General features: G+C 70.5%; 28 protein-coding genes. 14 read left to right on the forward strand and 14 right to left on the reverse strand.

What is annotated here, in order from left to right:
* Nucleotides 1-22: 22 nt before the first annotated feature.
* Nucleotides 23-670: a GntR family transcriptional regulator gene (locus ABZX02_RS36800; protein ID WP_355305502.1), complete on the forward strand. Its 648-nt coding sequence runs from the start codon at nucleotides 23-25 to the stop codon at nucleotides 668-670.
* Here the strand turns inward: ABZX02_RS36800 and ABZX02_RS36805 are convergent.
* Nucleotides 667-3,099, reverse strand: coding sequence for a penicillin-binding protein (locus tag ABZX02_RS36805; RefSeq protein ID WP_355305504.1), 2,433 nt, complete (start codon nucleotides 3,097-3,099; stop codon nucleotides 667-669). The genes ABZX02_RS36800 and ABZX02_RS36805 overlap by 4 nt on opposite strands.
* A 238-nt stretch (nucleotides 3,100-3,337) precedes the next feature.
* Here ABZX02_RS36805 and ABZX02_RS36810 point away from each other — a divergent pair, with 238 nt between their 5' ends.
* The gene (locus tag ABZX02_RS36810) at nucleotides 3,338-3,628 is read left to right on the forward strand and encodes a WhiB family transcriptional regulator (protein ID WP_089908081.1); all 291 of its coding nucleotides are present in this window, start codon (nucleotides 3,338-3,340) and stop codon (nucleotides 3,626-3,628) included.
* A gap of 4 nt (nucleotides 3,629-3,632) precedes the next feature.
* On the opposite strand, the gene ABZX02_RS36815 is transcribed toward ABZX02_RS36810, so the two are convergent.
* The 3 genes from ABZX02_RS36815 to ABZX02_RS36825 are packed head-to-tail and all read right to left on the reverse strand — an operon-like array spanning nucleotide 3,633 to nucleotide 6,042.
* Nucleotides 3,633-4,757, reverse strand: coding sequence for an ArsA-related P-loop ATPase (locus ABZX02_RS36815; protein ID WP_355305506.1), 1,125 nt, complete (start codon nucleotides 4,755-4,757; stop codon nucleotides 3,633-3,635).
* Nucleotides 4,754-5,746 (reverse strand): ArsA-related P-loop ATPase, encoded by a 993-nt coding sequence (locus ABZX02_RS36820; RefSeq protein ID WP_355305508.1) that lies wholly within the window; start codon nucleotides 5,744-5,746, stop codon nucleotides 4,754-4,756. Before ABZX02_RS36820 ends, ABZX02_RS36815 begins: the two co-directional genes overlap by 4 nt.
* Nucleotides 5,747-5,790: 44 nt before the next feature.
* Nucleotides 5,791-6,042 carry a hypothetical protein gene (locus tag ABZX02_RS36825; RefSeq protein ID WP_355305510.1) on the reverse strand — a complete coding sequence of 84 codons (252 nt, stop codon included), beginning with the start codon at nucleotides 6,040-6,042 and terminating at the stop codon, nucleotides 5,791-5,793.
* A gap of 68 nt (nucleotides 6,043-6,110) precedes the next feature.
* On the opposite strand from ABZX02_RS36825, the gene ABZX02_RS36830 reads away from it, so the two are divergent.
* The 4 genes from ABZX02_RS36830 to ABZX02_RS36845 are packed head-to-tail and all read left to right on the forward strand — an operon-like array spanning nucleotide 6,111 to nucleotide 8,500.
* Nucleotides 6,111-6,266, forward strand: coding sequence for a DUF4177 domain-containing protein (locus ABZX02_RS36830; protein WP_355305512.1), 156 nt, complete (start codon nucleotides 6,111-6,113; stop codon nucleotides 6,264-6,266).
* Nucleotides 6,263-6,718, forward strand: a complete 456-nt coding sequence (locus tag ABZX02_RS36835) for a RidA family protein (protein ID WP_355305514.1) — start codon at nucleotides 6,263-6,265, stop codon at nucleotides 6,716-6,718. Before ABZX02_RS36830 ends, ABZX02_RS36835 begins: the two co-directional genes overlap by 4 nt.
* Before the next feature lie 40 nt (nucleotides 6,719-6,758).
* Nucleotides 6,759-7,361: a hypothetical protein gene (locus ABZX02_RS36840; RefSeq protein WP_355305516.1), complete on the forward strand. Its 603-nt coding sequence runs from the start codon at nucleotides 6,759-6,761 to the stop codon at nucleotides 7,359-7,361.
* Between the two features lie 11 nt (nucleotides 7,362-7,372).
* Complete coding sequence (locus ABZX02_RS36845; RefSeq protein ID WP_355305518.1) at nucleotides 7,373-8,500, forward strand: hypothetical protein; 1,128 nt, start codon at nucleotides 7,373-7,375, stop codon at nucleotides 8,498-8,500.
* On the opposite strand, the gene ABZX02_RS36850 is transcribed toward ABZX02_RS36845, so the two are convergent.
* Nucleotides 8,494-9,303 carry an MBL fold metallo-hydrolase gene (locus tag ABZX02_RS36850; RefSeq protein ID WP_355305520.1) on the reverse strand — a complete coding sequence of 270 codons (810 nt, stop codon included), beginning with the start codon at nucleotides 9,301-9,303 and terminating at the stop codon, nucleotides 8,494-8,496. The genes ABZX02_RS36845 and ABZX02_RS36850 overlap by 7 nt on opposite strands.
* A complete protein-coding gene (locus tag ABZX02_RS36855) occupies nucleotides 9,300-10,094 on the reverse strand; it encodes an NUDIX hydrolase (RefSeq protein WP_355305522.1) in 795 nt (264 codons plus the stop codon). The genes ABZX02_RS36850 and ABZX02_RS36855 overlap by 4 nt, the downstream gene beginning before the upstream one ends.
* Before the next feature lie 39 nt (nucleotides 10,095-10,133).
* On the opposite strand from ABZX02_RS36855, the gene ABZX02_RS36860 reads away from it, so the two are divergent.
* Together ABZX02_RS36860 and ABZX02_RS36865 are read left to right on the forward strand one after the other, a co-directional pair.
* Nucleotides 10,134-10,490, forward strand: coding sequence for a hypothetical protein (locus ABZX02_RS36860; RefSeq protein ID WP_355305524.1), 357 nt, complete (start codon nucleotides 10,134-10,136; stop codon nucleotides 10,488-10,490).
* A gap of 14 nt (nucleotides 10,491-10,504) precedes the next feature.
* Entirely contained in the window at nucleotides 10,505-11,401 is an 897-nt protein-coding gene (locus tag ABZX02_RS36865) for a Gfo/Idh/MocA family oxidoreductase (protein WP_355305526.1), read from the forward strand.
* Here ABZX02_RS36865 and ABZX02_RS36870 read toward each other — a convergent pair.
* Nucleotides 11,361-11,789 (reverse strand): HIT domain-containing protein, encoded by a 429-nt coding sequence (locus ABZX02_RS36870; RefSeq protein WP_355305528.1) that lies wholly within the window; start codon nucleotides 11,787-11,789, stop codon nucleotides 11,361-11,363. The genes ABZX02_RS36865 and ABZX02_RS36870 overlap by 41 nt on opposite strands.
* A gap of 59 nt (nucleotides 11,790-11,848) precedes the next feature.
* On the opposite strand from ABZX02_RS36870, the gene dnaN reads away from it, so the two are divergent.
* Nucleotides 11,849-12,940 carry a DNA polymerase III subunit beta gene (gene dnaN / locus ABZX02_RS36875; RefSeq protein ID WP_355305530.1) on the forward strand — a complete coding sequence of 364 codons (1,092 nt, stop codon included), beginning with the start codon at nucleotides 11,849-11,851 and terminating at the stop codon, nucleotides 12,938-12,940.
* A gap of 433 nt (nucleotides 12,941-13,373) precedes the next feature.
* Here dnaN and ABZX02_RS36880 read toward each other — a convergent pair whose 3' ends face one another.
* The 3 genes from ABZX02_RS36880 to ABZX02_RS36890 all read right to left on the reverse strand — a co-directional run bounded on the left by ABZX02_RS36880 (nucleotide 13,374) and on the right by ABZX02_RS36890 (nucleotide 16,268).
* A complete protein-coding gene (locus ABZX02_RS36880) occupies nucleotides 13,374-14,621 on the reverse strand; it encodes an MFS transporter (RefSeq protein WP_355305532.1) in 1,248 nt (415 codons plus the stop codon).
* A gap of 526 nt (nucleotides 14,622-15,147) precedes the next feature.
* Nucleotides 15,148-15,822: a Crp/Fnr family transcriptional regulator gene (locus tag ABZX02_RS36885; RefSeq protein WP_030477589.1), complete on the reverse strand. Its 675-nt coding sequence runs from the start codon at nucleotides 15,820-15,822 to the stop codon at nucleotides 15,148-15,150.
* A 206-nt stretch (nucleotides 15,823-16,028) separates the two neighbouring features.
* Nucleotides 16,029-16,268 (reverse strand): hypothetical protein, encoded by a 240-nt coding sequence (locus tag ABZX02_RS36890; protein ID WP_030477588.1) that lies wholly within the window; start codon nucleotides 16,266-16,268, stop codon nucleotides 16,029-16,031.
* A 136-nt stretch (nucleotides 16,269-16,404) separates the two neighbouring features.
* Here ABZX02_RS36890 and nth point away from each other — a divergent pair, with 136 nt between their 5' ends.
* Genes nth through ABZX02_RS36910 form a run of 4 tightly spaced genes read left to right on the forward strand, consistent with a single transcriptional unit; the run spans nucleotide 16,405 to nucleotide 19,532 of the window.
* The gene (gene nth / locus ABZX02_RS36895) at nucleotides 16,405-17,112 is read left to right on the forward strand and encodes an endonuclease III (RefSeq protein WP_355305692.1); all 708 of its coding nucleotides are present in this window, start codon (nucleotides 16,405-16,407) and stop codon (nucleotides 17,110-17,112) included.
* On the forward strand, nucleotides 17,109-17,672 hold the full coding sequence (locus tag ABZX02_RS36900) for a TlpA disulfide reductase family protein (protein ID WP_355305536.1): 564 nt from the start codon (nucleotides 17,109-17,111) through the stop codon (nucleotides 17,670-17,672). The genes nth and ABZX02_RS36900 overlap by 4 nt, the downstream gene beginning before the upstream one ends.
* Nucleotides 17,669-18,328 carry a CoA pyrophosphatase gene (locus ABZX02_RS36905; protein WP_355305538.1) on the forward strand — a complete coding sequence of 220 codons (660 nt, stop codon included), beginning with the start codon at nucleotides 17,669-17,671 and terminating at the stop codon, nucleotides 18,326-18,328. The genes ABZX02_RS36900 and ABZX02_RS36905 overlap by 4 nt, the downstream gene beginning before the upstream one ends.
* A gap of 16 nt (nucleotides 18,329-18,344) precedes the next feature.
* The gene (locus tag ABZX02_RS36910) at nucleotides 18,345-19,532 is read left to right on the forward strand and encodes a MarP family serine protease (RefSeq protein WP_355305540.1); all 1,188 of its coding nucleotides are present in this window, start codon (nucleotides 18,345-18,347) and stop codon (nucleotides 19,530-19,532) included.
* Here the strand turns inward: ABZX02_RS36910 and ABZX02_RS36915 are convergent.
* The gene (locus tag ABZX02_RS36915) at nucleotides 19,510-20,208 is read right to left on the reverse strand and encodes a TetR/AcrR family transcriptional regulator (RefSeq protein ID WP_355305542.1); all 699 of its coding nucleotides are present in this window, start codon (nucleotides 20,206-20,208) and stop codon (nucleotides 19,510-19,512) included. The two genes, ABZX02_RS36910 and ABZX02_RS36915, sit on opposite strands and share 23 nt — an antisense overlap.
* 69 nt (nucleotides 20,209-20,277) lie before the next feature.
* Between ABZX02_RS36915 and ABZX02_RS36920 the strand changes: the two genes are divergently transcribed.
* Entirely contained in the window at nucleotides 20,278-21,759 is a 1,482-nt protein-coding gene (locus tag ABZX02_RS36920) for an FAD-dependent oxidoreductase (protein WP_355305544.1), read from the forward strand.
* On the opposite strand, the gene ABZX02_RS36925 is transcribed toward ABZX02_RS36920, so the two are convergent.
* From ABZX02_RS36925 to nhaA, 3 genes are read right to left on the reverse strand one after another with little or no spacing between them, the layout of a single operon-like run.
* Nucleotides 21,731-22,648: an alpha/beta hydrolase gene (locus ABZX02_RS36925; protein ID WP_355305694.1), complete on the reverse strand. Its 918-nt coding sequence runs from the start codon at nucleotides 22,646-22,648 to the stop codon at nucleotides 21,731-21,733. The two genes, ABZX02_RS36920 and ABZX02_RS36925, sit on opposite strands and share 29 nt — an antisense overlap.
* Nucleotides 22,645-23,085 (reverse strand): phage holin family protein, encoded by a 441-nt coding sequence (locus ABZX02_RS36930; RefSeq protein ID WP_355305546.1) that lies wholly within the window; start codon nucleotides 23,083-23,085, stop codon nucleotides 22,645-22,647. The genes ABZX02_RS36925 and ABZX02_RS36930 overlap by 4 nt, the downstream gene beginning before the upstream one ends.
* Entirely contained in the window at nucleotides 23,082-24,239 is a 1,158-nt protein-coding gene (nhaA, locus tag ABZX02_RS36935; RefSeq protein ID WP_355305548.1) for a Na+/H+ antiporter NhaA, read from the reverse strand. The genes ABZX02_RS36930 and nhaA overlap by 4 nt, the downstream gene beginning before the upstream one ends.
* Nucleotides 24,240-24,285 lie beyond the last annotated feature (46 nt).

Below are 24,285 nucleotides of genomic sequence, written 5' to 3' on the forward strand. Positions count from 1 at the left end.
AGCAACTGGTTAAACTGGCCACATGTCCGCCCTCGACGGTCTCGAAGTGCGCCGCACGACCACGGCCCAGCAGCTCGCCGACGGTCTGTCCGAACGGATCATGGCCGGCGCGTTCGGCCCTGGTGACAGGCTCAGGGAGAGCGCGATCGCGGCCGAGCTGGGCGTCGCGCGCAACACCATCCGCGAGGCCGTCCGCATCCTCGAGCTCACCGGCCTGGTCCGCTACGAGGTCAACCGTGGCGCCGTCGTCATCGCGCCCACGCCCGAGAAGATCGAGGCGCTCTACACCGCCCGCGAACGCCTGGAGACCGCCGCGCTGGCCCGCACGCCGAGCCCGGAGCAGCTCGACGCGATCACCGCGGCGTTCGACGCGCTGGTCGAGGCGGCGACGAACAACCCGCACGAGATCGTCGACCGCGACCTGAGGTTCCACCAGGCGATCGTCGCGGTCCTCGACAGCAGCCGGCTCGACGAGTTCTTCGCCTCGCTCACGCAGGAGCTGCGCTTCTACCTCACCGTGCTCGCGAAGGACGAGACGCCGGAAGAGGTGGTCGCCGAGCACCGCGCGATCCTCGACGCCGTCCGCCTCGGCGACCGCGACCGGGCGGTCGCCGAGATCCGGAGCCACGTCGAGGTGAGCGTCGACCGCCTCAAGGCCCTGCTGGGCTAGCGGTTCGGCTCGGTCGGCAGCGTGACCGGCGGCGGCTGGTTCGGAGGAGCGCCGGGGCTCGGCGGCGGCTGGGCCGGGGGCTCCGAGGCCACCGGCGGCGGCACGTACCCCGAGCTCACCGACAGCGTGATCACCGTGCCGCGCAACGCGTTGCCGCGCGGCGACTGGCTGACGACGGTGCCCTTCGGCTGCTCCGAGTTCACCGACTGCTGGCTCACCTTGTAGCCCGCCTGGTCGAGGATCCGGGTGGCGTCGTTGATCTGCTTGCCGACGACGTCCGGCACCTGGATCTCGCGGCCGCCCTTCAGGTACCGCTGTTCCACCTGCGGCAGCGGGGAGGCCGGCATCGCGCCGTGCACCTTCGTCATCGTCTCGAACCACGTCTTGGCCGGGATCGTGCCGCCGAAGATGTTGCCGTTGCCGCACAGCCGGGGCTGGGCGCCCAGGCAGATCGGCCGGGGCGAGGTGCCGTCGTTGAACGTCTGCACGGCGCCCGCGAAGTCCGGGGTCGCGCCGATGAACGCCGCCGACTTGTACTCCTCGGTGGTGCCCGTCTTCGCGATCATCGGGCGGGTCCACTTGGCGGCACGGGCGGCGGCCGCGGCGGTGCCGTTGCCGACGTCGTCCTTGCTCATGCCGACGGCGAGGCCGTTCGCGAGGCCCTCGGCGACGACCTGCTCGCACGGAGCCTCGTTCACCGGCACGGCCTTGCCGTTGCGGTCGAGCACCTTCGCGATCGGCGTGGGCGGGCACCACTTGCCGCCGCTCACGATGGTCGCGGCGACGTTCGCGAGCTCCAGGGTGGACACCGGCGCGGGCGAGAGCGTGAACGACGCGTTGCCGCCGTTCTGCTTGTAGAACTCCGTCTGCGAGATGCGGTTCTGCTTGTCCTTGGCCTTCGGGTCGGGCCTCGTGCCCTGCAGGTTCGTCGCCATCGTCTCGCGCATGCCGAGGCGTGAGGCCATGTCCACGACCGGGTCCATGCCGGTCTGCTCCTCGAGGATCACGAAGCCGGTGTTCGGCGACGTCGCGAGGGCCTGCTGCAGCGTCATCGACGACGGGTAGCTCGAGTCGAAGTTCGACAGGCAGTACCAGCGGGTGCCGGGCTCACCGGTGCTCGGGCAGCGCTGGGCGCCACCCTTGAAGACCCGCGAGACGTGCGAGGTCGGCGTCGGGATGACGTTCTCGATGCCGAGGCCCTTCTCCAGGGCCGCCGCCGCGGTGAAGACCTTGTAGATGGAGCCCGCGCCGAACTTGTTCTCGACGCCGCTCGGCAGGTCGTACGTGGTCTGGCGCAGGTCGGCCTTCAGGCCGTAGTCGCGGTTCGCCACCAGCGCGAGCACGTCGTGGCGCTCCTTGCCGGGCTTCACGACGGCCATCGTGTTGGCGATGCCGTCGGTGGTCTTGGGGACGCCCGCCTCGGCCGCCGCCTTCGCCTGCGAGGTGACCGCTCTGTCCAAAGTGGTCTGGATGGTGTAGCCGCCGGTGCGCAGCTGCTCCTCGCTGAAACCCGCGCGTTGCAAGTAGTTCACGACGTACGAGCAGAAGAAACCGTTTTCCGGCCCGGCGCCGACACAACCGTTCGGCGGGGTGCGGACCGGGTTCTGCAGGCCGAGGCCTTCCTTCTTCGCCGCCTCACCCGCGTCGCGCGACAGCTTGTCGTTCTCGACCATCCGGTCGATCACTTTGTTGCGCCGGTCCAATGCTTTGTCCGGATACGCTTCGGGGTCGAGTGCTGACGGACTGTTCACCATTCCCGCGAGCATCGCGGCCTGCGGAACCGTCAACTTGTCCGGCGTCGTGCCGAAGTAAGCCTGGGCGGCCGCCGCGATGCCGTAAATGGTCGAACCGAAAGGAACGACGTTGAGGTACCGGGCGAGGATCTCCTCCTTGCCCAGCTTGCGCTCGAGCTGCAGCGAGATCCGGGCCTCGCGCATCTTGCGCGCGATGGTCTGCTCCTGGGCCTTGGCCTGCTCCAGCTTGTTGTTCCGCGCCACGACGTGGACCAGGTAGTTCTTGACGTACTGCTGGGTCAGCGTGGACGCGCCCTGCGACACCGAGCCGCTGACCTGGTTCGTCAACCCGGCCCGGATCGTGCCCTTCCAGTCGACGCCCTGGTGCTCGTAGAAGCGCCGGTCCTCGACCGAGATCAGCGCCGCCTTCATGGTCGGGGAGATCTTCTCGGGCGGCGTGAGCACTCTGTACTGGTCGAACAGGTAGGCGATGGGGGCGCCGTCCTTGTCCGTGACCGTGGTGATCAACGGAGGATCCGTCGTCACCAGGTCGGCCGAGATGCTGTCCACCGTGTCGCTGGCCCTGTTCGAGACGAGACCTGTCGCGCCCACGACTGGGAACAGCATGCCGGCGAGGAGAACCCCAGCCAGCAGGCACAGGCCGAGCATCTTGAGCACGCCATTCCTGACTCGCACGCGGCTCAGCGTACGCCGTACACGAACGGGTGAAGGTGATCAGTAAGTGCCGTTACTCAGCATGAGTAGACATACGCACGACAGGTAACAGTCGGGTGACCCAGGCTTGGACAGGGAACCGAACGGCACTACAGTCCGTCAACGTCCAAGGAATGCAGTCGTAGCTCGAACGCTACGGCATCCGTGGCAGGGGTGTGGCGGATTTCCACATTTGGACAAGCACTGAGGAGTGGGGGATATGAACCAGGGGGATTGGCGTATCAACGCTTCGTGTCGTGACGAAGAGCCGGATCAGCTCTTCGTGCGCGGGGCGGAGCAGCGCAAGGCGAAGCTCGTGTGCCTGGGGTGCCCGGTGCGCATGGAATGCCTGGCCGAGGCGCTCGACAACAAGATCGAATTCGGGGTCTGGGGAGGCATGACCGAGCGCGAACGCCGTGCTCTGCTGCGCCGCCGCCCGGACGTGGACTCGTGGTTCGAACTGCTCGACAACGCCCGTCAGGAGCACGTCGAGGACACGCGGGTCAGTTAGCAGGTCACTCGCCGGCGAGGCGGCGACCTATCTCCCGTAGGCCGTCGAGGTCGTGCACGTCAGCAGGCAGGGCGGGCACGCCGACCAGCGAGACGCCGGGGTGAGCACGCGTGAACCGGGCCAGCAGCCGCTTCTCCCGATCGGCCACTGCGATCCGGTCCGCGTGCAGCCGGAGCACTGCCGCGGCGAGCGGCGCGTCACCGGAGCGGTCGAGGTCGTCCGCCGCCGCGACCGCCTTCGCCGCGGGCAGGTCCGCCGCCAGCACGGGGTGGGTCCTGTTCGCGACGAGCCCGCACAGCGGCATGTTCTCGGCGCTGAGCCGTTCCACGAAATAGCTCGCCTCGCGCAACGCGTCGGGTTCCGCCGCCGCGACCACCACGAAACCGGTTCCGGGCGACCGGAGCAGTTCGTACGTGCGCTGGGCGCGCTCGCGGAATCCTCCGAACATGCTGTCGAAAGCCTGAACAAAAGTCGACGCGTCCTGCAACAGCTGGCCACCGACGATCGTCGACACGGCCCGCGTGAAAAGACTGAAGCCGGTTCCTACAATTTTCAACAACCCGCGGCCCGAGGCGCGCGCCGGCGCCGACAGCATCCGGATGAACTTGCCGTCGAGCACCGTCGAGAGCCGCTGCGGCGCGTCCAGGAAGTCGAGCGCCGACCGCGACGGCGGGGTGTCGACGATGATCAGGTCCCACTCGTCCTGCGCCACCAGCTGGCCCAGCTTCTCCATCGCCATGTACTCCTGCGTGCCGGAGAACGACGAGGAAATGGTCTGGTAGAAGGGGTTCGACAGGATCTGGTCGGCCCGGTCGCGGCCCGCGTGGGTCAGCACCATGTCGTCGAACGTGCGACGCATGTCGAGCATCATCGCGAACAGCTCGCCCTTGGGCTCGAAGCCGTCCACGACCACCTCGCGCGGGTGGTTGTCGAGTTCCCGCAGGCCCAGCGACTGCGCGAGCCGGCGTGCCGGGTCGATCGTCAGCACGACCACGCGCCGGCCGCGTTCGGCCGCGCGCACGGCCAGCGCCGCCGCCGTCGTCGTCTTGCCCACGCCGCCGGAGCCGCAGCACACGAGGACGCGCGTCTCCAGGTCGTCGAGCAGGGGGTCGAACTCGAGCTTGTTCATCGGACTCCCGCCGCGACCAGCACCTCGGCCAGCTCGTACAGCGCGGCCACGTCCACCCCGTCCGTCAGGTCCGGCAGTTCGAGGGTCGGCAGGTCGGAGTGCGACAGCAATTCCTTCGCCTCCTGCTGCGACTGCACCCGGATCGCGTGCTCCACGGTCTCGTCGACCAGGCCTTCGAGCGTGAACTCGTCGAGGTCGAGCCCGGCGGCCTGCAGCCCCGTGCGCACCCGCGACTCGTCGAGCCTGCCCTCCGCCGCGACCGGCACCGAGCGCGCGGGAAGACGGGTCGGCTGCACCCGGTTCACGAACACCGCGCCCGGACGCAGGTCGGCGCCGTCCAGTTCGGCGACGGCGTCCAGGGTCTCGCGCACCGGCATCTCCTCCAGCAGCGCGACGAGGTGCACCGCCGTGTCACCGGAGTGCAGCAGCCGCACGACGCCCTCGCTCTGCCCCTTGATCGGCCCGACCTTCGCGAGGTCGGCCATGGCCTTGGTGACGTCGAGGAACTTGACCACGCGGCCCGTGGGCGGCGCGTCCAGCACGACGGCGTCGTAGAGGTGGCGGCCGTCCGGCCCGACCCGGTTCACGCACTCCTTGACCTTGCCGGTCAGCAGCACGTCGCGCAGGCCGGGCGCGAGCGTGGTCGCGAACTCGATCGCGCCCATCTTGCGCAGCGTGCGGCCCGCGAAGCCGAGGTTGTAGAACATCGCCAGGTACTCGAGCAGCGCCGCCTCGGCGTCGACCGCCAGCGCGTGCACCTCACCGCCGCCGGGCGCGGACGCGATCCGCTCCTCGGAGTAGGGCAGCGGGGCCCGGTCGAAGAGCTGGGCGATGCCCTGCCTGCCCTCGACCTCGACCAGCAGCACCCGCCGGCCACCGGTGGCCAGGGCGAGCGCCAGCGCGGCCGCCACCGTCGTCTTGCCCGTGCCGCCCTTGCCGGAGACCACGTGCAGACGGGCTCGGGTCAGCTCCTCGGTCCACGACGTCACACGTCCAGACTATGTGTGAAATCGGTCGAAGGTGGATCGGTCGGTCAATCGACCATGGTGAGGAAGAGAACGGCCATCGCCGTCGCGGCGACCAACGCCCAGGCCACGACCGACGGCAGGAACAGCGCGATGGCGGCCGTGACGACGACCACGACGACAAGCCCGATCAGTCCGGCCTGGACCACCTGGCTGCGGCGGCTGTGCTTGCGGTCACGCACCTGCGCCATCGCGACGAGGACCATCACCAGTCCACCCACCGCGAACAGGGCGGTGGCGACGAGTCGCCAGGTCTCCATGTGATCAAGGTAGCCCCGAACGGCAGAACCGCGCAGGCGCCGCACGGGTGGCAAGTTAGGCTCCGCGCATGACGAAGTGGGAGTACGCCACCGTGCCGTTGTTGATCCACGCCACGAAGCAGATTCTTGACCAGTGGGGTGCGGACGGCTGGGAGCTCGTCACCGTCCTGACCAACCCGACCGGTGAGCAGCACGTCGCGTACCTGAAGCGGGAGAAGGCATGAGCACCTGGAGCGAGCGCCTCGAGGAGCTCGGCGTCGAGCTCCCCGGTGTGGCCGCCCCGCTCGCCGCGTACGTGCCCGCCACGCAGAGCGGTCCGTGGGTGTTCACCTCCGGCCAGCTGCCGTTCGTGGACGGCAAGCTGCCCGCCACCGGCAAGGTCGGCGCGGAGGTCTCCCCGGAGGAGGCCAAGCAGTACGCCGCGACCTGCATCCTCAACGCTCTCGCGGCCGTGCACGCGCTCGTGGGGATTGACTCGATCAAGCGAGTCGTGAAAGTTGTCGGGTTCGTGGCCTCCGCCGAGGGCTTCACCGGCCAGCCGGGTGTCATCAACGGCGCCTCGGAACTGCTCGGCGAGATCTTCGGTGACGAGGGCAAGCACGCCCGGTCCGCCGTGGGCGTGGCCGAGCTGCCGATCGGCGCTCCGGTGGAGATCGAACTGATCGTCGAGGTCTGAGTTCCCGGTTCGCGTACCGGGTTCTGCTGAAGGGTGTGACATGTCGGACACGTGCCACGAACTGCTGCTGCGGCTCGCCGGACGCCTTCCGGACGACCTGCTGTGGCGGTACCGGGACTGGGCCGCTTCGGACGCGTACGCGGTGCTCGCACGGTCGCTGCCGCGCACCCTTCTGCACGGACGCATCCCTCTGACGGATCACGAACTGCGCCTTTTGCAGGACGCGCTCGTGCCCTACGGGGCGGATCCCGGTTCGCTCAGTTCGGTCAAAGGGCTGGACGAACTGCCTGCCACCGACTACACCTTTTCCCCAGAATCACCCGATCGGGTGCCGATGGGGGATTCCGCGACCGTCGTCCTCGGAGCCACGCTGCGTGGCCGGATCGGGGTCGGTGAGGTTCGCTCCTGCTGGCGCATCGGTCCGTCCGGGATCAACCGCGTCCTGCTGGTGGCGGCGAGCACCGGCCACGCCCGGCTGACGGGTGAGCTGCAACGCGTTCTGCGGGCGTTGGGCGAGCACGACCCGTGCGTCGAGGTCGTGCCGTCCGGTCTGGACCTGCCGCCCTACCACCGGGCGGCGTTGGCGGCATCGGAGCTGGTGTGCGCCGGCGCCGAGTCCGATCAGCACCTCGTGCTGAGCTAAGGAGAGTTGACGTGACGAACGACGGTGTCGGCCTGCCGGTCCGTCTCCACGATCTCCTGTTGTCGATGGCCGGGCGCGTGGACGACGCCGCTCTGTCGCAGGCCCGCGAGTTCCTCGCGGTCGGAGAACTGGACCGCTCGATCGAACTGCTCGTGGGCACGCTCCTCGCGGGCAGCATCCCGGTGCTGCCGGACGAACGCGCCGCCATCACGTGGGTCCTGCACGAGGTCCGCTCGGACGCGTCGCTGACCGACCGCCTGCCGGTGGTCGAGATGCTGCCGTTCATCCGGCACCGCTTCACCGCGGAGACGGACCCGGCCTCGGACATCGCGGCGGACCTGACCCGTGCGGTCTCGGTGCTGCCGGACATCCGGTCGGTGCGGTGCGTCTGGCGCTCGTCGCCGACGGGCTCCACGCCGGGTCCGCTGCCGCAGCGCGTCGTGCTGGTGGACGTCGGTCCGCAGGGCTTCCCGCCCGCGACCGCCTACCGGGTCGACTCGGTGCTGCGCAAGGCGGGCGTCCGCGCCGCCGTCGAGGTCCTGACGACCGGCGTGCAGCTCAGCGACTACCACGCCTCCGCGGTGTCGGCCTCGCGCGCGGTGCCGATCTCCGGCGGCATGGCCTCGGTGTCCGACCACGTCGCGCAGCAGCAACAAGCCTGGTTCGACCAGCCGGCCGAGGAGCTTCCCGCTCCGGCGCCGGTGGCCGAGCCGACACCGGCGCCGGAGCAGCAGGAAGAGACCGGCTCACGACGCACACGTTCCACACCGACGGCGTTGGAGAGCTCGCAGCCCTTCCCGCCGAAGCCGGTGAAGCGCATCCCGATGGCCTCGGTGGAGCCCGAGGCCGAGGCGCTCCCCGAGCCCACGCCGATCAACCGGGCCGAGATCACCACCGAGCTCAAGCCCGACGAGCTGGCCGCGCTGCAGGCCGCCCTGGCCGAGCCCGCCGAGCCGTCCTCCGTGGACGCGAACCTCAGCGAGCGCGAACGGGCCCTGCTCCAGCAGTTGCACGAGGAGCTGGCGCAGCGGGAGCAGACCGGGGCCAAGGGCCCCGACAGCGGCCGCTGGCAGATCGACCGCTCGTCGTCGCGCCAGTCGGCGTTCGGGGCCACGAACAACGGCCACCAGCCTCAGTAACCGCTCCGCAGGTACTCCAGCTGGGCCCGCACCGACCACTCGGCGGCGGGCCACAGCACCCTGTCCACGTCCGCGTAGACGACCTCGACGACCTGACGCGGGGTCGGAGCTCCGCCGAGCGCCTCGACGGCCCTGCGCACCTGCTCCAGCCGTTGGGTGCGGTGGGCCAGGTACATCCGCGCGGCCTCGCCCGCGTCCGCGAGCTCCGGGCCGTGGCCGGGCAGCACCGCCGTGTGCTCCGGCAGGTCGGCCAGGACCTTGAGCGACTCGAAGTAGTCGCCGAGCCTGCCGTCCGGGTGGGCCACGATCGTCGTGCCGCGGCCGAGGACGGTGTCGCCGGTCAGCACCGCCTCGCCGTCGAGCACGAAGCACAGCGAGTCGCTGGTGTGGCCGGGCGTGCCGAGGACCTTGAGCTCCAGGCCCGAGCTCGTGACCACGTCGCCGTTCTTGAGGCCCTCTGAGCCGTACGTGAACGTGGGGTCGAGCGCGCGCACCGGGGCGTTGACGAGTTCGGCGAACGTGCGTGCGCCGTCGGAGTGGTCCGGGTGGCCGTGGGTCAGCAGGATCTCGGAGACCGGTCCGATCGCCGCGATGCGCTTGAGGTGCGCCTCGTCGAGCGGGCCGGGGTCGACGACGACGTACGACGTCGCATCCGGTGCCTTGAGCAGCCACGTGTTGGTGCCGTCGAGCGTCATCGGGGACGGGTTGTCGGCGAGCAGCACGGCGGCGTGCGGGGTGACCTGGCGGAGCTCGCCGTAGCGCGGGTGCTCGGCGCGGGCCCCGATCAGCGGGGAGCCGCTCACTGCAGCACCACCCGGATGACGTCGCCGTCGCGGATGAGCTTGGGGATGATCTTCTCGACGCTGCGCTCCTGCGCCATGACCTTCTCGACGGTGCCCAGGGCGCCGACCTCCTCCAGGGTGCGCCAGGTCGGCGGCATGAGCATGCGCCGGCCCTCCTGCGCGTCCTGGACGGCCGCCTCGGGCGTCTGCCAGGCCGCGTCGGAGGCCTCGGTCGTCTCGCCGTCCGCGTTCTGGCCCTCGGGCAGCGCGGCGACGAAGAAGCGGGTGTCGTAGCGGCGGGGCTCCTCCTGCGGGGTCACCCAGTTCGCCCACGGTCGCAGCAGGTCCGCGCGCAGGACGAGGTCGTTCTTCGCGAGGAACTGGGCCAGCGAGAGCTCGCGGTCGACGAGCTGCTGCCGCGCCTGCGCGAAGTCCCCGGTGTCCTTGACGACGGAGGCCGAGTCCGGACCCGCGAGGAGCACGCCGGACTCCTCGAACGTCTCGCGCACGGCCGCGCACACGAACGCGCGGGCCGTCGCCTCGTCGACGTCGAAGACCTCGGCCCACCACCGCGGCGGCGGCCCGGCCCACGCGACGGACGTGTCGGCGTCGCGCTGGTCGACGCCCCCGCCGGGGAAGACGGACATGCCGCCCGCGAACGCCATGCCCTTCACGCGGCGCAGCAGGAAGGCCTCGAGGCCCTCCGCGCCGTCGCGGAGCAGGACGACGGTGACGGCGTCCTTCGGCTGCGCGGGTTGGGAAGCGGGCTTCGCGGGTACCAGGTTTCCCGGCAAGGTCATGTCGTCGGGCATTCTCCGAGCGTACGACCGCGCTTACCCGAGGATGGTGTGATGGCGACGAAGGTCTCCGGTTGTCTGGTGCAGACCCTGCTGTTCCTGCTGGGAGCCGTGCTGGGCACAGGGCTCACGGCGGTGGCCGGTGTCGTGATGTTCGTGCCGGACCGCACGACCGTGAGCAGCGTTGATCCCACGTCCGACTCTCCCGGCGTGTACGTGAAGAAGGTCGAACGGCTCGTGGGCGGCACCTACTACGAGATCTGGCTCGGCCCGTCGCCGGACCGCGGCCACGTCGTGACCGTGCCCAGCGGGTGGGACCACGAGCCGAGGCGCGAGTCCTCGGACGGCGGGCTGCGGCTGAAGTTCGGCAACGGCGGCGAGATCTTCGTGCCCAAGGCCAGTTACTCCTGAGGCAGGATGTGCGAGTGGACGAACAGCTGCGCGTAGGACTTGTCGGTGCGGGGCCGTGGGCGGAGATGATCCACGCCCCCGGCATCGCGAACCACCCCGGCACGACGTTGACCGGCGTGTGGGCGCGTCGTCCGGAGGCGGCGGCGTCGCTCGCCGGCGCGTTCGGCGCGGAACCGTTCGCCGACTACTCGGCCATGCTGTCCACTGTGGACGCCGTGGCGTTCTGCGTGCCGCCGGGCGTGCAGGGACCGATGGCCGTGGAGGCCGCCCGCGCCGGCAAGCACCTCGTGCTGGAGAAGCCGATCGCGGAGACCGCCGAGGTGGCTTCGTCGTTGGCTGAAGCCGTGGAGGAGGCGGGGGTCGCGTCACTGGTCGTGCTGACCCGCCGCTACGCCCCGGAGACCAAGGAGATGCTGGCGCAGCTGCACCGCACGGGCGGCTGGACCGGCGCCGACAGCCGGTGGATCTCCGGCGCGCTGCTCGACGGACCGTTCTCGAACTCCCCGTGGCGCCACGACAAGGGCGCGCTGGACGACGTGGGCCCGCACGCGTTCGACCTGCTCGACGCCGCGTTGGGCGAGATCACCGACGTGCTCGCCGCGAACGTGTCGGACACCGGCCTGTGGCAGCTGATCCTGCAGCACGCGGGTGGCGCCACGAGCACCGTCTCGCTGTGCCTGTCGCTGCCGCTGCAGCCGCCGTTCGCGGACTTCACCGTCTTCGGCACGCACGGCCACCGCACCCTGACGAACCGGGACACGCCCGCCGCCGAGTGCTTCACGAACCTGCTCGACGACTTCGTGGCGATGGTGGACAGCGGCACGACCACGCACGAGTGCGACGTGCGCCGTGGGCTGCACCTGCAGCGGATCATCGACCTGGCGCGCCGGAAGGCCGGAAGTACTCGCTGAGCCTCGCGGACAACGCCGTCGCGTCGCCTCGGGGCGCTCCGGGCCAGTCCGCGTCCCACGCCACTTCGCCCGGCGTCCCCCGGTGCCGGACGAACACGTGCTGGTGGAAGTGGGCCACGGCCCGTCCCACGACGGCGGAGAACACGAACTCCGGGTCCAGTTCGGCCCGCAACCCGATGGCCGCCAGCCGGACCGCGCGCGCCACGGCCACGGCTTCGGCTTCGGTGAGCGCGTCCAGGGTGGCGACGTGCCGGCGCGTCTCCACGAACAGGTAGCCGAGCATCGCGGCGGGCTGGTGCGACACGACGACCAGTTCGTCGCTGTGGACCACAGGCCCCGCGAGAGGCCCCTCACCCCGGTGCTTGGCGCAGATCAGGCACTCGTCCACGTCGCGACCCTCCCGCCGCCTTCAGAAAATTGTCAGGGGTGCCCGCTAGCGTCCCAGACATGGACCTCACCGCCACGACCGCCGAGCTGGCCGGCGCCGCCGCCGAGGTGGCGCGCCTGCTGCCCACCCGCGTGCTCGACCCGGTGCTCGCCGGGCTGAGGCTGCGCGCGGGCACGGACGTCGAGGTCGCGGGCAGCGACCACGAGCACGGCGTGCGCCTCACCGTCCCCGCCACGGTGCACACCGAGGGCGAGGTGCTCGTGCCGGCCAAGCCGCTGGCCGCGACCCTCCAGGCGCTGGACGACCCGCAGGTGCGGCTGAAGGTGGAGGGCCAGCGGCTCGCCGTCCGCACGCCGACGTCGAGGTTCGCCCTCCCGCTGCTGGAACTGGCCGACCACCCTGGCGTCCCCGAACTCCCGGCGCTGCAGGGCCACCTGCCCGCCGAGAGCCTCAGGATGATCGCCGCGGTGGCGGGCGCGGCGAGCAAGGACGACGCGCTGCCGATCTTCACCGGCATCCGCATCCAGTCCGACGAGCAGAAGCTGCACGTCATGGCGACGGACCGCTACCGCATGGCCTACGCCACACTCCCGTGGGAACAATCCGGCGGCCTCGACCTGTTGGTCCCAGCGAAACCACTCGCGGAAGCAGCCCGGCAGGCCCACGGCCGAGTCGCCCTGCACGCGAACGAAGACCGCCTGGGCCTCGCGTGGGCCCGCAACTCGATCTCCACCGCACTCCTGGCCGCGCCGTTCCCGGACGACCGAGCCCGCCGACTCCTGGAGGCAGTCATCGACAGCACGGTGCTCGTGGACGCCGACGCGTTGGCCCGCGCCGTCCGCAGAGCCACGCCCTACGGCGGCCCCCACCAGGCCGTGACCATCCAGGTCGAGGACTCGGAGGTCAGGGTCAAGGGCAGCGATCCCCAGCAGGGCGAGTCGGAGGAGTTCGTCAAGGCCACGGTCGAGGGCGACCACCTGACCAAGACCTTCCAGGCCCGCTACCTCGCGGACGCCCTGAAGGCGTTCGCGGGCCGCCGGATCGAGCTGAAGATCCAGGGAGGCCTCCGCTCGACGGTGCTGACGTCGCCGCCGGGGGAGGACGGCGTGGAGCTCACCTACCTGGTGGTGCCGATGCGGTCGGTGGCCTAGCCACCGAACCGGCGGACTGGCCGACGGAGCCGCGCGAACTGCGCCGCCGGCGTGGACTGGGTGCCCCGGCGAGGCTGGTGCACCGACCTGCCCGCCTGCCGCCCCTGCCACGTGACAGTTCGCGCCCACGAAACGCCGCACCGCCTGCGCCGCCCGGCTGGCCGTGCCACCTGGTAGGCCGCGCCACCTGGTAGGCCGCGCCACCCGCGCCCACCGGCCACCCGCGCTCACCGGCCACCCGCCGCCCACCCGGCAGGCCGCGCCACTCGGCAGGCCGCGCCACCCGGTAACCCGCGCCCGAGCCGAGCACACCCTGCCCGCCTCGCGCCGCCGACCGACCCGGCACACCCTTGCCGGTCCCTCGCCACCGCCAGCCCCCAGAAACGCGAAAGGCCGGCCCACTCCGGACCGGCCTTCCCTCTGCACTACCGCGCTACCGCGACGCGAGCTCCATCTCGGACCGCGCAGGCACCTCGGCCGGCACCCCGCGCTGCACCGTCCCGCGCAACGCCCACACCGCCAGCGCGATCAGCACCCCCGCGACCCCGGCCGCCACGAACGCCGGCCGAGTCCCGAAGTGCTCGATCAACTGCCCCGACACGCCCTGCCCGAGCGCCAGCCCGACGGTCACCGAGGTGATCACCCAGCCGAACGCCTCCGCGGCCATCCCGTTCGGCGTCACCTGCTCGATCGCCGCCGAGTGCGCCGTCGACTGCGGCGTGATCAGCGTGCCCACCAGGAACAGCGCCACCGCGAGGCCGACCAGCGTCAGCGGGATCGCGAGCAGGAACGTCAGCAGCGCGAAGCCCGCCAGCAGCACCGGCAGGCGCAGGTGCATCGGGCGCGGCCACGGGCGCATGCCGTAGAGCACGCCGAAGATCACCGAGCTGATCGACCACAGCGACAGCATCAGGCCGCCCATCGAGGCGTGGCCCGCGGCCTTCGCGAACGCCGGCACGGCCACCTCGACGAAGCCGATCGTCACGCCGAAGCCGAGCGCGGCCAGCGCGACCGTGCGCATGCCGGGGTAGGCGAACGCGCCGAGCAGCGGGCGGGGTGCCGCCTCGACCGGGCCCCAGGCGCGGACGACCGGGTTGGACGCGAACCACAGCGCGCCGATGACCATCAGCACGGCGCCGACCACCACGCCGGTGCCCGCCCACGGGGCGGCGAGCAGCACCCCGGCGAGGCCGGGGCCGAGGATGAAGAAGACCTCCATGCTGATCGCCTCGTAGGCGTAGCCCGCCATCCGCGTCGGGCCGGACGGCACCATGCGCTCCCACAGCGCACGGGACGCGGAGCCCACCATCGGTTCGGTCGCGCCGACGCCGAGGGCGAGCGGGACCAGCGCGAACACCGACGCGCCCGCCTCGACGGCGAGCACGGAGACGGTGACGAACGCGGCGAACAGGCCGGTCACCCAGAACAGCGGGCGGGTCGGGCCGAAGCGGTCCATCAGGCGTCCCTGGACCACGGAGCCGAGTGCCACGCCCACCAGTGCCGCCGCCGAGACCGTGCCGGCGATCGCGAACGACGACGTCTCGCGCTCGACGTAGAGCAGCAGCGAGAGCCCGACCATCGCGATGGGCAGGCGGGCGAGCAGCGACGCGACCACGGGGCCGCGCATGCCGGGGGTCGTCAGGGCAGCACGGTAGTCGGACAGACGAGCGGAGTGGTACATGTGTACCAGTATGCCAAAGTTGGTACCGATGTACCAGATCGGGTGCGCGGTGTCACGATGGTTGCGATTGGGTCACAGGAATGGGATGACCGGGTGAAACATGCAACGAATCGGCCACACACGAGGTCCTTGAGGGTGAAAGGGCTTGAGCGGTCGGGGTGCCGACATGCGAAAGTTGACTCGTCGACCGAAAGACCAACCTCTGGCTCGAGGGTCGGGGCCTGCACGCCAGAGGGAGGAAGAGCGCGGTTCGTCGGGGGATGGGCCGCGCAACACAAAGGACCGGTGCGCCACGTCGGGGGTGGCGCCCGGTCCTTTGTTTTTGGTCTGTGCTTTTTGGTCGCTGCTTCGCAGACTCCGGCGAGTTCGCCGGGAAGCTGGTCGTCCGTCCGCCGCTTCGCCCCGATTGGACTTCGTCGAATCGAGACGAAGAGGCGAACGGACGACCAGCGCGAACTCGCGAACGAGCTCGCCCTGCCGAAGCCTTGCCGTGAGGATCTGGCCGTGAAGATCCAGCCGTGAAGAGCTAGCGGGCGCGGCGCGCGAGGCGCTCCGGGTCCAGGATCAGCACGCTCTTGCCTTCGAGCCGCAGCCAGCCGCGGTGCGCGAAGTCGGCGAGCGCCTTGTTCACGGTCTCGCGGGACGCGCCGACGAACTGCGCGATCTCCTCCTGCGTCAGGTCGTGCGTGACGCGGAGCAGGCCGGCCTCCTGCGAGCCGAAGCGCTGCGCGAGCTGCAGCAACGCCTTGGCGACGCGGCCGGGCACGTCCGTGAAGATCAGGTCGGCCAGCATCGAGTTCGTGCGGCGCAGCCTGCGGGCCAACGCGCGCAGCAACTGCTCGGCGATCTCCGGCCGGTTGGTGATCCACTGGCGGAGCGCGGGGCGGTCCATGGACACCGCGCGCACCTCGGTCACCGTCGTCGCGGTCGACGTGCGGGGGCCGGGATCGAAAATGGACAGTTCGCCGAACATGTCGGAGGGCCCGAAGATCCCCAACAGGTTCTCGCGGCCGTCCGGCGACTTGCGGCCGATCTTCACCTTGCCGGACTGGATGATGTACAGGCGATCGCCCGGCTCACCCTCCGCGAAGATCACGTGGCCACGCGGGAACTCCACCGTCTCCAGGGTCGTCGCCAGCGCCTCTGCGGCCGCCGGGTCCACCCCCTGGAAGATGCCCGCTCGCGCCAGGGTCTCGTCCACCTCGTCCCTCCTAATCGACGCGACGGCACGCCTACCACCATCTTTGGTGGAGTCAGCGCCGTGCCGCCGATCACTGCAGTGCAGTCTAAGGGCTCTCTTGTGGATCGCCGCTCGGCTCGCCGTCTTGGTAGGAACAACCCGACTGACTCGATCCAGAGCCCAACGAACCAGTCTACGCCATTCGGGTGCCGCCTAGGACGGGGCCATCACCGGACGCGCTTGCGCGCACCCCCGCGACCACGGCGACGCAGGCGGAACATGTCGAGTGCGCGACCGATGCCGTGTCCGTAGAGCGCCTTGACCTCTTCGGGCCTGGCGGACTCCAGGAACTCCTCGACCTCGTTCTCCTGCACGGCAACGTGCCGGAGCTTCGCTTCAACCCGCTCCATGAAGAGCGCGAAGAACATGATCACGATCGGAACGACGATCACAAGCCAGGCAGTCATGATGCTCCGAAGTGTGGCGCATGAGGGATTCGAGTGCGGATCTAGGGGTCGGTTCCGGCGTGTTGACTACTCTGGATCAGTGCCCGCAACCAAGAAACCGGAAACCAAGCTCGGCCTGACCCGAAGGGCCCGCCGGATGGTCCGCGTGCTGGCCGAGGGATACCCCGACGCGCACTGCGAGCTGGACTTCACCACTCCGCTCGAGCTCGTCGTGGCGGTCATCCTGTCCGCGCAGTGCACCGACAAGAAGGTCAACGAGGTCACCCCGGCGCTCTTCAAGCGCTACCCGACGGCCGCCGACTACGCCGGTGCCGACCGGACGGAACTCGAAGAGATGCTCCGCCCCACCGGGTTCTTCCGGAACAAGGCGACGTCTCTGCTGGGTCTCGGTGCCGCTCTGGTGGAGCAGCACAACGGTGAGGTGCCGAACAACATGGAGGAGCTGGTCAAGCTCCCCGGTGTAGGACGCAAGACGGCCAACGTGGTTCTCGGCAACGCGTTCGATGTGCCCGGGCTCACAGTCGACACCCACTTCGGTCGCCTCGTGCGCCGCTGGGGCTGGACCGACCTCGAGGACGCCGTCAAGGTCGAGCACGCGATCGGCGAGCTGATCGAGAAGCGCGACTGGACCATGGCCTCGCACTGGATCGTCTTCCACGGCCGGCGCGTCTGCCACGCCAAGACCCCCGCCTGCGGCGCCTGCCTGCTCATGAAGGACTGCCCGTCGTACGGCCTCGGACCGGAGGATCCGGACAAGGCGGCCAAGCTCGTGAAGGGCGACGAGAAGCCGCACCTGATCGAGCTCGCCGAGCGGGTGCGGGCCGGTGAGAAGCTAGGGGTGTGAACAACCGCACGCGCTGGCTCGTCGTGGTGCTCGTCCTCGGCGTGGCGGGTGTCGTGGCGCTGTGGCCCCGTGACGACGCACCGGGGCCGCCGCCCACGTCCACCCGCCCGACGCAGGACATGGCCGCATTGCGCGCGCAGGCCCAGCTCCGGCCGTGCGTGCCGCAACAGGGAGAGGGCGTCGGTGTGACGTGCCTCGGCGACGGCACCCGGACGGCCCTCGCGCTGAAGGGCCCCCTCCTGATCAACTTCTGGGCGACCTGGTGCCAGCCGTGCCAGGAGGAGCTGCCCGTGCTGGATTCCTACGCGAAGCAACCAGGTGCCGTGCCGGTCGTCCCAGTTCTTGTGGACAGCAGGGAGGCGGACGGCCTGGAGCTGCTCGCCCGGCTCGGCGTGCGGCTGCCGTCGGTCTACGACGGCGCCGACGAGCTGCGCAAGCAAGTCAAGGCGCCGATGACGCTCCCCGCCACGTATTACGTAGCAGCGGACGGTCAGGTCCGGCAGATCACCGATCCGCCGTACTTCAAGGCTCCGGACCAGGTGGAGAAGGCGGTTCGATGACGGAGGCGGCAGAGCCACCCGACTGGATGCAGCGCCTGGCCAAGGCAACCGAGGAGATCGACGCGCGAACGTTCATGCGGGACCCGCGCATGCCGGTGCGGGCGTACCGCAAGGCGGCCGTGCTGATGCTGTTCGGCGAGTCGGAGGAGCACGGGCCGGACGTCCTGCTGCTGCGCCGTTCGGACACGCTGGGCTCGCATCCGGGCCAGGTCGCGTTCCCCGGCGGCGCTTCGGACGAAACGGACGACGGGCCGGTCGGCACGGCATTACGCGAGGCTTACGAGGAGACCGGTGTACTTGAGTCAGGAGTGAGACCGCTCGCCCTGCTGCCGGAGCTGTACGTGCCGGTGTCCGGGTTCGTGGTCACGCCCGTGCTCGCCTACTGGGAACAGCCGAGCCCCGTCGCGCCTGTCGACCCGGCGGAGACCGCCGCCGTCGCGCGCGTGCCCGTGGCGCATCTCGCGGATCCTGCGAACAGGTTCCGCGTGCGTCACCCCACGGGCTACGTCGCCGCGGCCTTCTCCGCGCCGGGGATGCTGGTCTGGGGTTTCACCGCGGGGTTGATCAACGGCCTGATCGCACTCGGCGGCTGGGAACAGCCGTGGGATGCGACCGATGTGCGTGACCTTGAACTAGCGTTGCGCGCTACACAGTGAGGCGGAGGTTTTCGGGTTGAACTGGGTTGACCTGCTGGTGCTGGGCCTGGCCGCGATCGCCGCGGTCTCCGGGGCCAGGCAAGGCATGGTCGTCGCGCTGCCCGCGTTCGTCGGTGTGCTCGTCGGCCTGATCCTGGGCACGCAGATCGCACCGCTGCTGGTGTCCCAGTTCGAGAACGTCGTCACCAAGGTCGTGTTCGCGGTCGGCATCGTCGTGCTGCTCGTGGCGCTCGGCGAGACCATCGGCGTCTACATCGGCCGCACGATCAAGGCCAGGGTCAACGCGTCGCCGTTGCGGGGCGCGGACAACGCCCTGGGCGCGATCGTGCAGGGCTTCGTCGTCTTCGTCGTGGCGTGGATGATCGCGCTGCCGCTGACGTCGGTCGTCGGCCTGCCCGACCTCACCTCGTCGCTCAAGCAGTCGGTGATCCTCGGCAAGGTCGACCAGACCATGCCGCAGGCCGCCCGCGTGCTGTCGGGCGACCTGCAGAAGCTCTTCGACGTCTCGGGCTTCCCGCAGGCGATGGACCCGTTCAACCGGACGCCGCTCAAGGACGTCGAGCCGCCGAACAGCCAGCTCGCGGACTCCCCGGTCGCGAAACGGCTCCAGGCGAGCGTGCTCAAGGTCCGCGGCCGTGCGCCGTCGTGCTCCCGTGCGCTCGAAGGCACCGGGTTCGTCATCGCCCCCGAGCGGGTCATGACCAACGCGCACGTCGTCGCCGGCACCAACGAGGTGACGGTCGAGGTCGGCCGCGGCCAGTTCGACGCGACGGTCGTCTCCTACGACCCGCGCACGGACATCGCCGTGCTCGCCGTGCCGGACCTGGAGGCCACGCCGCTGCAGTTCCGCAGCGACGAGGTGCAGCCGGGCGAGGACGGCATCGTGCTCGGCTACCCCCTCGACGGCCCGTACAAGTCCTCGCCGGCCCGCGTCCGCGAGCGCATCCCGCTCCTGCGCGGCCCGGACATCTACGACGCCCAGACGGTCACCCGCGACGTCTACACGGTTCGCGCCGAGGTCCGCTCCGGCAACTCGGGCGGCCCGCTGGTCGACCCGAACGGCCGGGTGATGGGCGTGGTCTTCGGTGCCGCGGTGGACGACCCGGAGACGGGCTTCGTGCTCACGGCCCAGCAGGTCCAGTCGATGGTGCAGAAGGCGCCCACGCTGACCAAGCGCGCCTCTACGCAGGGTTGTGCCTCGTAGCGATGCCGTCGAGGACGTAGCCGAGGCCCGTCTCGAACCTCACCGCGGAGTCGCGGTCGCTGGACTCGTGCATGACCCTGGCGAGCGTCGGGAACCGGCCGGTGGCGAGCATCCGCTGCATGTACGGCCCGGATGCCCGCTGCCACTGCTCCTCGGTCAGGCCGGACGACCGTTCCGCGCGCAGTTCGGTGATCTCGCCGCGCACGGCCCCGAAGACGTACGCCATCACGGCGCCGACCACGTCGAGCACCTGGTCGATGTCGTCGAACCGGACTGCGGCGAGCGTGGTCTCCATGTGCGTGAGCGCGTGCGGGCCCTGGTGCGGGCGGTTACTCAGCAGGTCGATGAACCACTCGTGCCGCTTCGCCGCGTCCCGCACGCCGTGCGCGACGTGCCGCAGCCCCTCGCGCCAGTCCGCTGACTTCGCCGGCGGCGTGATCTCGCCGTAGACCTCGTCGACCATGAGGTCGAGCAGCTCGTCCTTGGTCTCGACGTAGCCGTACAGGCGCATCGGACCGGCGTTGAGGGCGGCGGCGACCTTGCGGAACGACACCTCGTCGAGCCCGCCCTCGTCGGCGAGCCTGATCGCGGCGCTCACGATCAGGTCCCTGCTCAGCGGGGTCGGAGACGGCTTGCTGGGCGGCTCTGGGCGGTCCCACACGGCTTCGTTCGACATCGGCCTGGACAATACAGCGTCTCATAGCGATACAGTGTATCGAGCGATACGGCGTATTGAGGAGATGTGATGAAGACATCGGTACTGGTGGTCGGGGGAGGCCTGGCGGGCACGTCGGCCGCCCTGTTCCTCGCGTGGCGCGGGGTGGACGTGGTGCTCGTGGAGAAGCACCCCGGCAGCTCACCGCACCCGCGGGCGGTCGGGTTCAACGCACGGGTGGGCGAGCTGCTGCGCGCGGTCGGACTGGAGGACGCGCTGCCGAAGAGCCGGATGAGCAAGGGCTTCGGCGTCCGGCGGGTGCGGGCCGAGAGCCTGGTCGGCAGGAAGTACGACGAGACGTTCTGGACGCCGCCGGCCGAGCTCTCCGACGTCGAGCACTCGCCGGTCAGGGGCGTCGGCGTCGCCCAGGACCGGATGGAGCCGATCCTGCGGGACAAGGCCCGTGAGCTCGGCGCCGACATCCGCATGAGCACCCGGTTGCTGGAGTTCTCCCAGGACGACGAGGGCGTCACCGCCGTCGTGCAGGGCGACGGCGAGCCGTACGAGATCCGCGCGGACTACCTGGTCGCGGCCGACGGCCACCGCAGCCCGATCCGCGAGCAGCTCGGCATCACCCGCACCGGCCGCGGGTTCATGCACACCTCCCGCAGCGTGCTGTTCCGCGCGCCGCTGGAGGAGTACCTGAAGGACGGCATCGGCCAGTTCGTCATCGACGACGTCGGCTTCCTCACCACCTACGGCGACGGCCGCTGGGTCCTGATGCTCGAGGACCGCGAGTACACCGAGGCCGAGCTGCGGCAGCAGATCGTGCGGGCCATCGGCCGCGACGACCTGGAGGTCGAGATCATCACGACCGGGCGCTGGACGATCAGCGCGTCCGTCGCCGACCGGTTCTCCGCCGGACGGGTCTTCCTCGCGGGCGACGCCGCGCACACGTTGCCGCCGAGCCGCGGCGGGTTCGGGGCGAACGTCGGCATCGAGGACGCGCACAACCTCGCGTGGAAGCTCGCCGCCGTGCTGGAGGGCGCGTCCCGACCGTCCCTCCTGGACACCTACGACGCGGAACGGCGTCCGGTCGCCACCCTGTGCCACCAGCAGATCTTCGCCCGCAACGACGGGCACAACCGTGACGGCGAGCCGGAGGACGCGGAGCTGTTCGACAACAACGCCATGCACTTCGGTGTGCTCTACCGCTCGGACGCCGTGCTCGGCGCCGGCCCGGACCTCCCGCCCGCCGCGCTGCCCGAGCAGTGGCAGGGTCAGCCCGGCACGCGCGCCCCGCACGCGTGGATCGAGCCGGGGAAGTCCACTGTGGACCTCTTCGGCCGGGACTGGGTGCTCGTCGCCGACCACCCGCAGTGGGAGGAGGCCGCGTCCGGTCTCGTGCGGTACGAACGGGTCGAGCAGCTGGACCTGTTCGGGCTGTCCGCGAAGGGCGCGTCGCTGGTCCGGCCGGACGGCTACGTGGCCTGGCGGTCGACGGACCTGCCGGACGACCCGGCCGGAGCCCTGGAAGCCGCGTTCAGCTCTGCTTCTGCAGGAACTCGGTGATCAGGCGGCTCGTGGTGTGGGGCGCCTCCTGGTTCGGGAAGTGCCCCGCCTCCGGCAGGTAGCGGAACTCCGACTCGGGCCCGAGCCACGGCAGCGAGTCGCGCGCGGCGGACTCCCGCACGATCGGGTCCAGCGAGCCGTGGATCTGCAGCACCGGCACCTGCACCGGCTTGTCGACGGCCTCGGCGAACCGGCGGCCGTCGCTGCGCAGCTGCGAGCGCACCGCCCAGCGGTAGTACTCGAGCGCGCTGTGGGCCACGCCCGGCACCGTCACGGCCTGCCGGCAGCGGCGGATGACCTCGTCGAACTCGGGCGCCGACCGCCACTTCGGACCGGACCAGGCCGAGATCAGCTTGGCGACCTGCAGGCCGTTCTCGCCGGTCAGCCACCGTTCCGGGTAGATCGGCAGCTGGAAGCGCAGCACGTGCGAGTTGGTCCGCGGGTGCCGGCGGAACTCCCGGCGCGTCACCAGCGGGTGCGGCGCGGACAGCACGGAGATCGACGAGACCACGCGCGGGTGCAGGGCGCCGACCGTCCACGCCGTGGCGCCGCCCCACGCGTGACCCACCAGGTGGGCGCGGGGAGCGCCGAGCGCCTTGATCAGGCCCGCGACATCACCCGCGAGGGTGAAGCCGTCGTAGCCGCGCGGGGGCTTGTCCGAATCGCCGTAGCCGCGCAGGTCGACGGCCACGGCGCGATAGCCGGCCTCGGCCAGTGCGGTCAGCTGGTGCCGCCACGACCACCAGAACTCGGGGAACCCGTGCAGGAACAGCACGAGGGGGCCCTCGCCGAGCTCGGCGACGTGCAGGCGGATGCCGTTGGCCGAGACGTCGCGGTGCGTCCACGGACCCGCGACCCGCACGACGGACGGGTCGGGTTTGCGGCTCAGTTGTCGTCGCCCCTGCGCGTGAAGGTCGCGACCGTGTCCTTCGCGGCCGCGATCGTCTTCTCCGGCGCCCTGATCTTCTTGACCTTGCGGTAGCCGAGGAAGGCGAAGGCGACGGCGCTGAGCAGCATCACGCCGAACACGAGCCCGAAGCCCGCCCAGTAGCCCCAGCCGAACCACTCGGCGAAGCCGAAGCCGAGGGCCATGAACAGGAAGAACAGGCTGAAGCAGAGGATCGTCAGGGCGACGATGAAGAAGACGCTGCCCTTCACGCCCTTCTTGATCTCGGCCGCGATCTCGCCCTTGGCGAGCTCGACCTCTGCTCTGACCAGAGTCGACACGTGAGCGGTCGCATCACGAACGAGACCGCCGATCGATGCCTCGGCAGTCGGGTCGTCTGCGGTCAGCGGAATCGACGCGATGTGTTCCCTGGTGGTCACCCGGACATCGTGCCATGCGCCCGGCTGCGACGAATGAGCAACACCGCGGCGAGCAGCGACGCGATCATCGAAGCGAGCAGAACGGCCGCCTTCGCGGTCTCCGGCTGGTCGAGCGAGAGGTCCGCGATCAGCAGGCTGACGGTGAACCCGACCCCGCCGAGCACGGCCACGGCCACGATGTCGCGCGGCCCCGCGCCCGAGGGCCAGACGGCGGCCTTGAACCACACCGCGAGCGCCGAGGCCCCCACGATCCCGACCACCTTGCCGACGACCAGGCCCACCATCACGCCGATCGCGATCTTGTCCGAGAACAGCTTCCCGAACGCCTCCGCGCCCACCGGCACACCCGCCGCGAACAGCGCGAACACCGGCACGGCCACCCCGGCGGACCACGGCTGCAGCCGGTGCTCCAACCGCACGGCCGGTGCCTCGGCCTCGTACGGGTCGCGCTTCACCCGCGTCAGCAACGCCAGCGCGACGCCCGCGATGGTGGCGTGGATGCCCGACTCGTGCATGAACCACCACGTCGCCAGCGCGATCGGCACGTAGAGCCACGGCGACGTGATCCGCTTGTGCTGCAGGAACCAGTACAACGCCAGCAGCAGCACGACCGCACCCGCCGCGAGCAGGTTGAACTGCGCGGTGAACAGGATCGCGATCACGATGATCGCTCCCAGGTCGTCGACCACGGCCAACGACAGCAGGAACACCCGCAGGCTCGACGGCAGCCCGGACGCGGTCAGCGCCAGCACCCCGAGAGCGAACGCGATGTCCGTCGCGACGGGGATCGCCCAGGCCTTCTCGATGCCCGGCTGTCCCCAGCCGATCCCCAGCGCGACCAGCGCGGGCACGATCATCCCGCCGATCGCCGCGATGATCGGCAGGACCGCGGCCTTGAAGTTCGACAGCTCGCCGACGACGAGCTCGCGCTTGAGCTCCAGCCCGGCGACGAAGAAGAAGATCGCCAGCAGCCCGTCCTTGGCCCAGTCGCCGACGCTCAGCGGCCCCAGGTGCAGGTCTCGCAGGCCGAAGTACGCGGGGGAGAGCGGCGAGTTGGCCCACAGCAGCGCGACGGCCGTGGCGCCGAGCAGCACGGTGCCACCGACGGTCTCGGTGCGCAGGTAACGGGCGAAGTCAGCGATCTTGCTGGACACGGGTCTCCCAGGGGTCGGCGGGCACGACAGATCCTCGTGCCGACCA

It is taken from the genome of Lentzea sp. NPDC003310 (genome assembly GCF_040610935.1).
Taxonomy (GTDB): Bacteria; Actinomycetota; Actinomycetes; order Mycobacteriales; family Pseudonocardiaceae; genus Lentzea.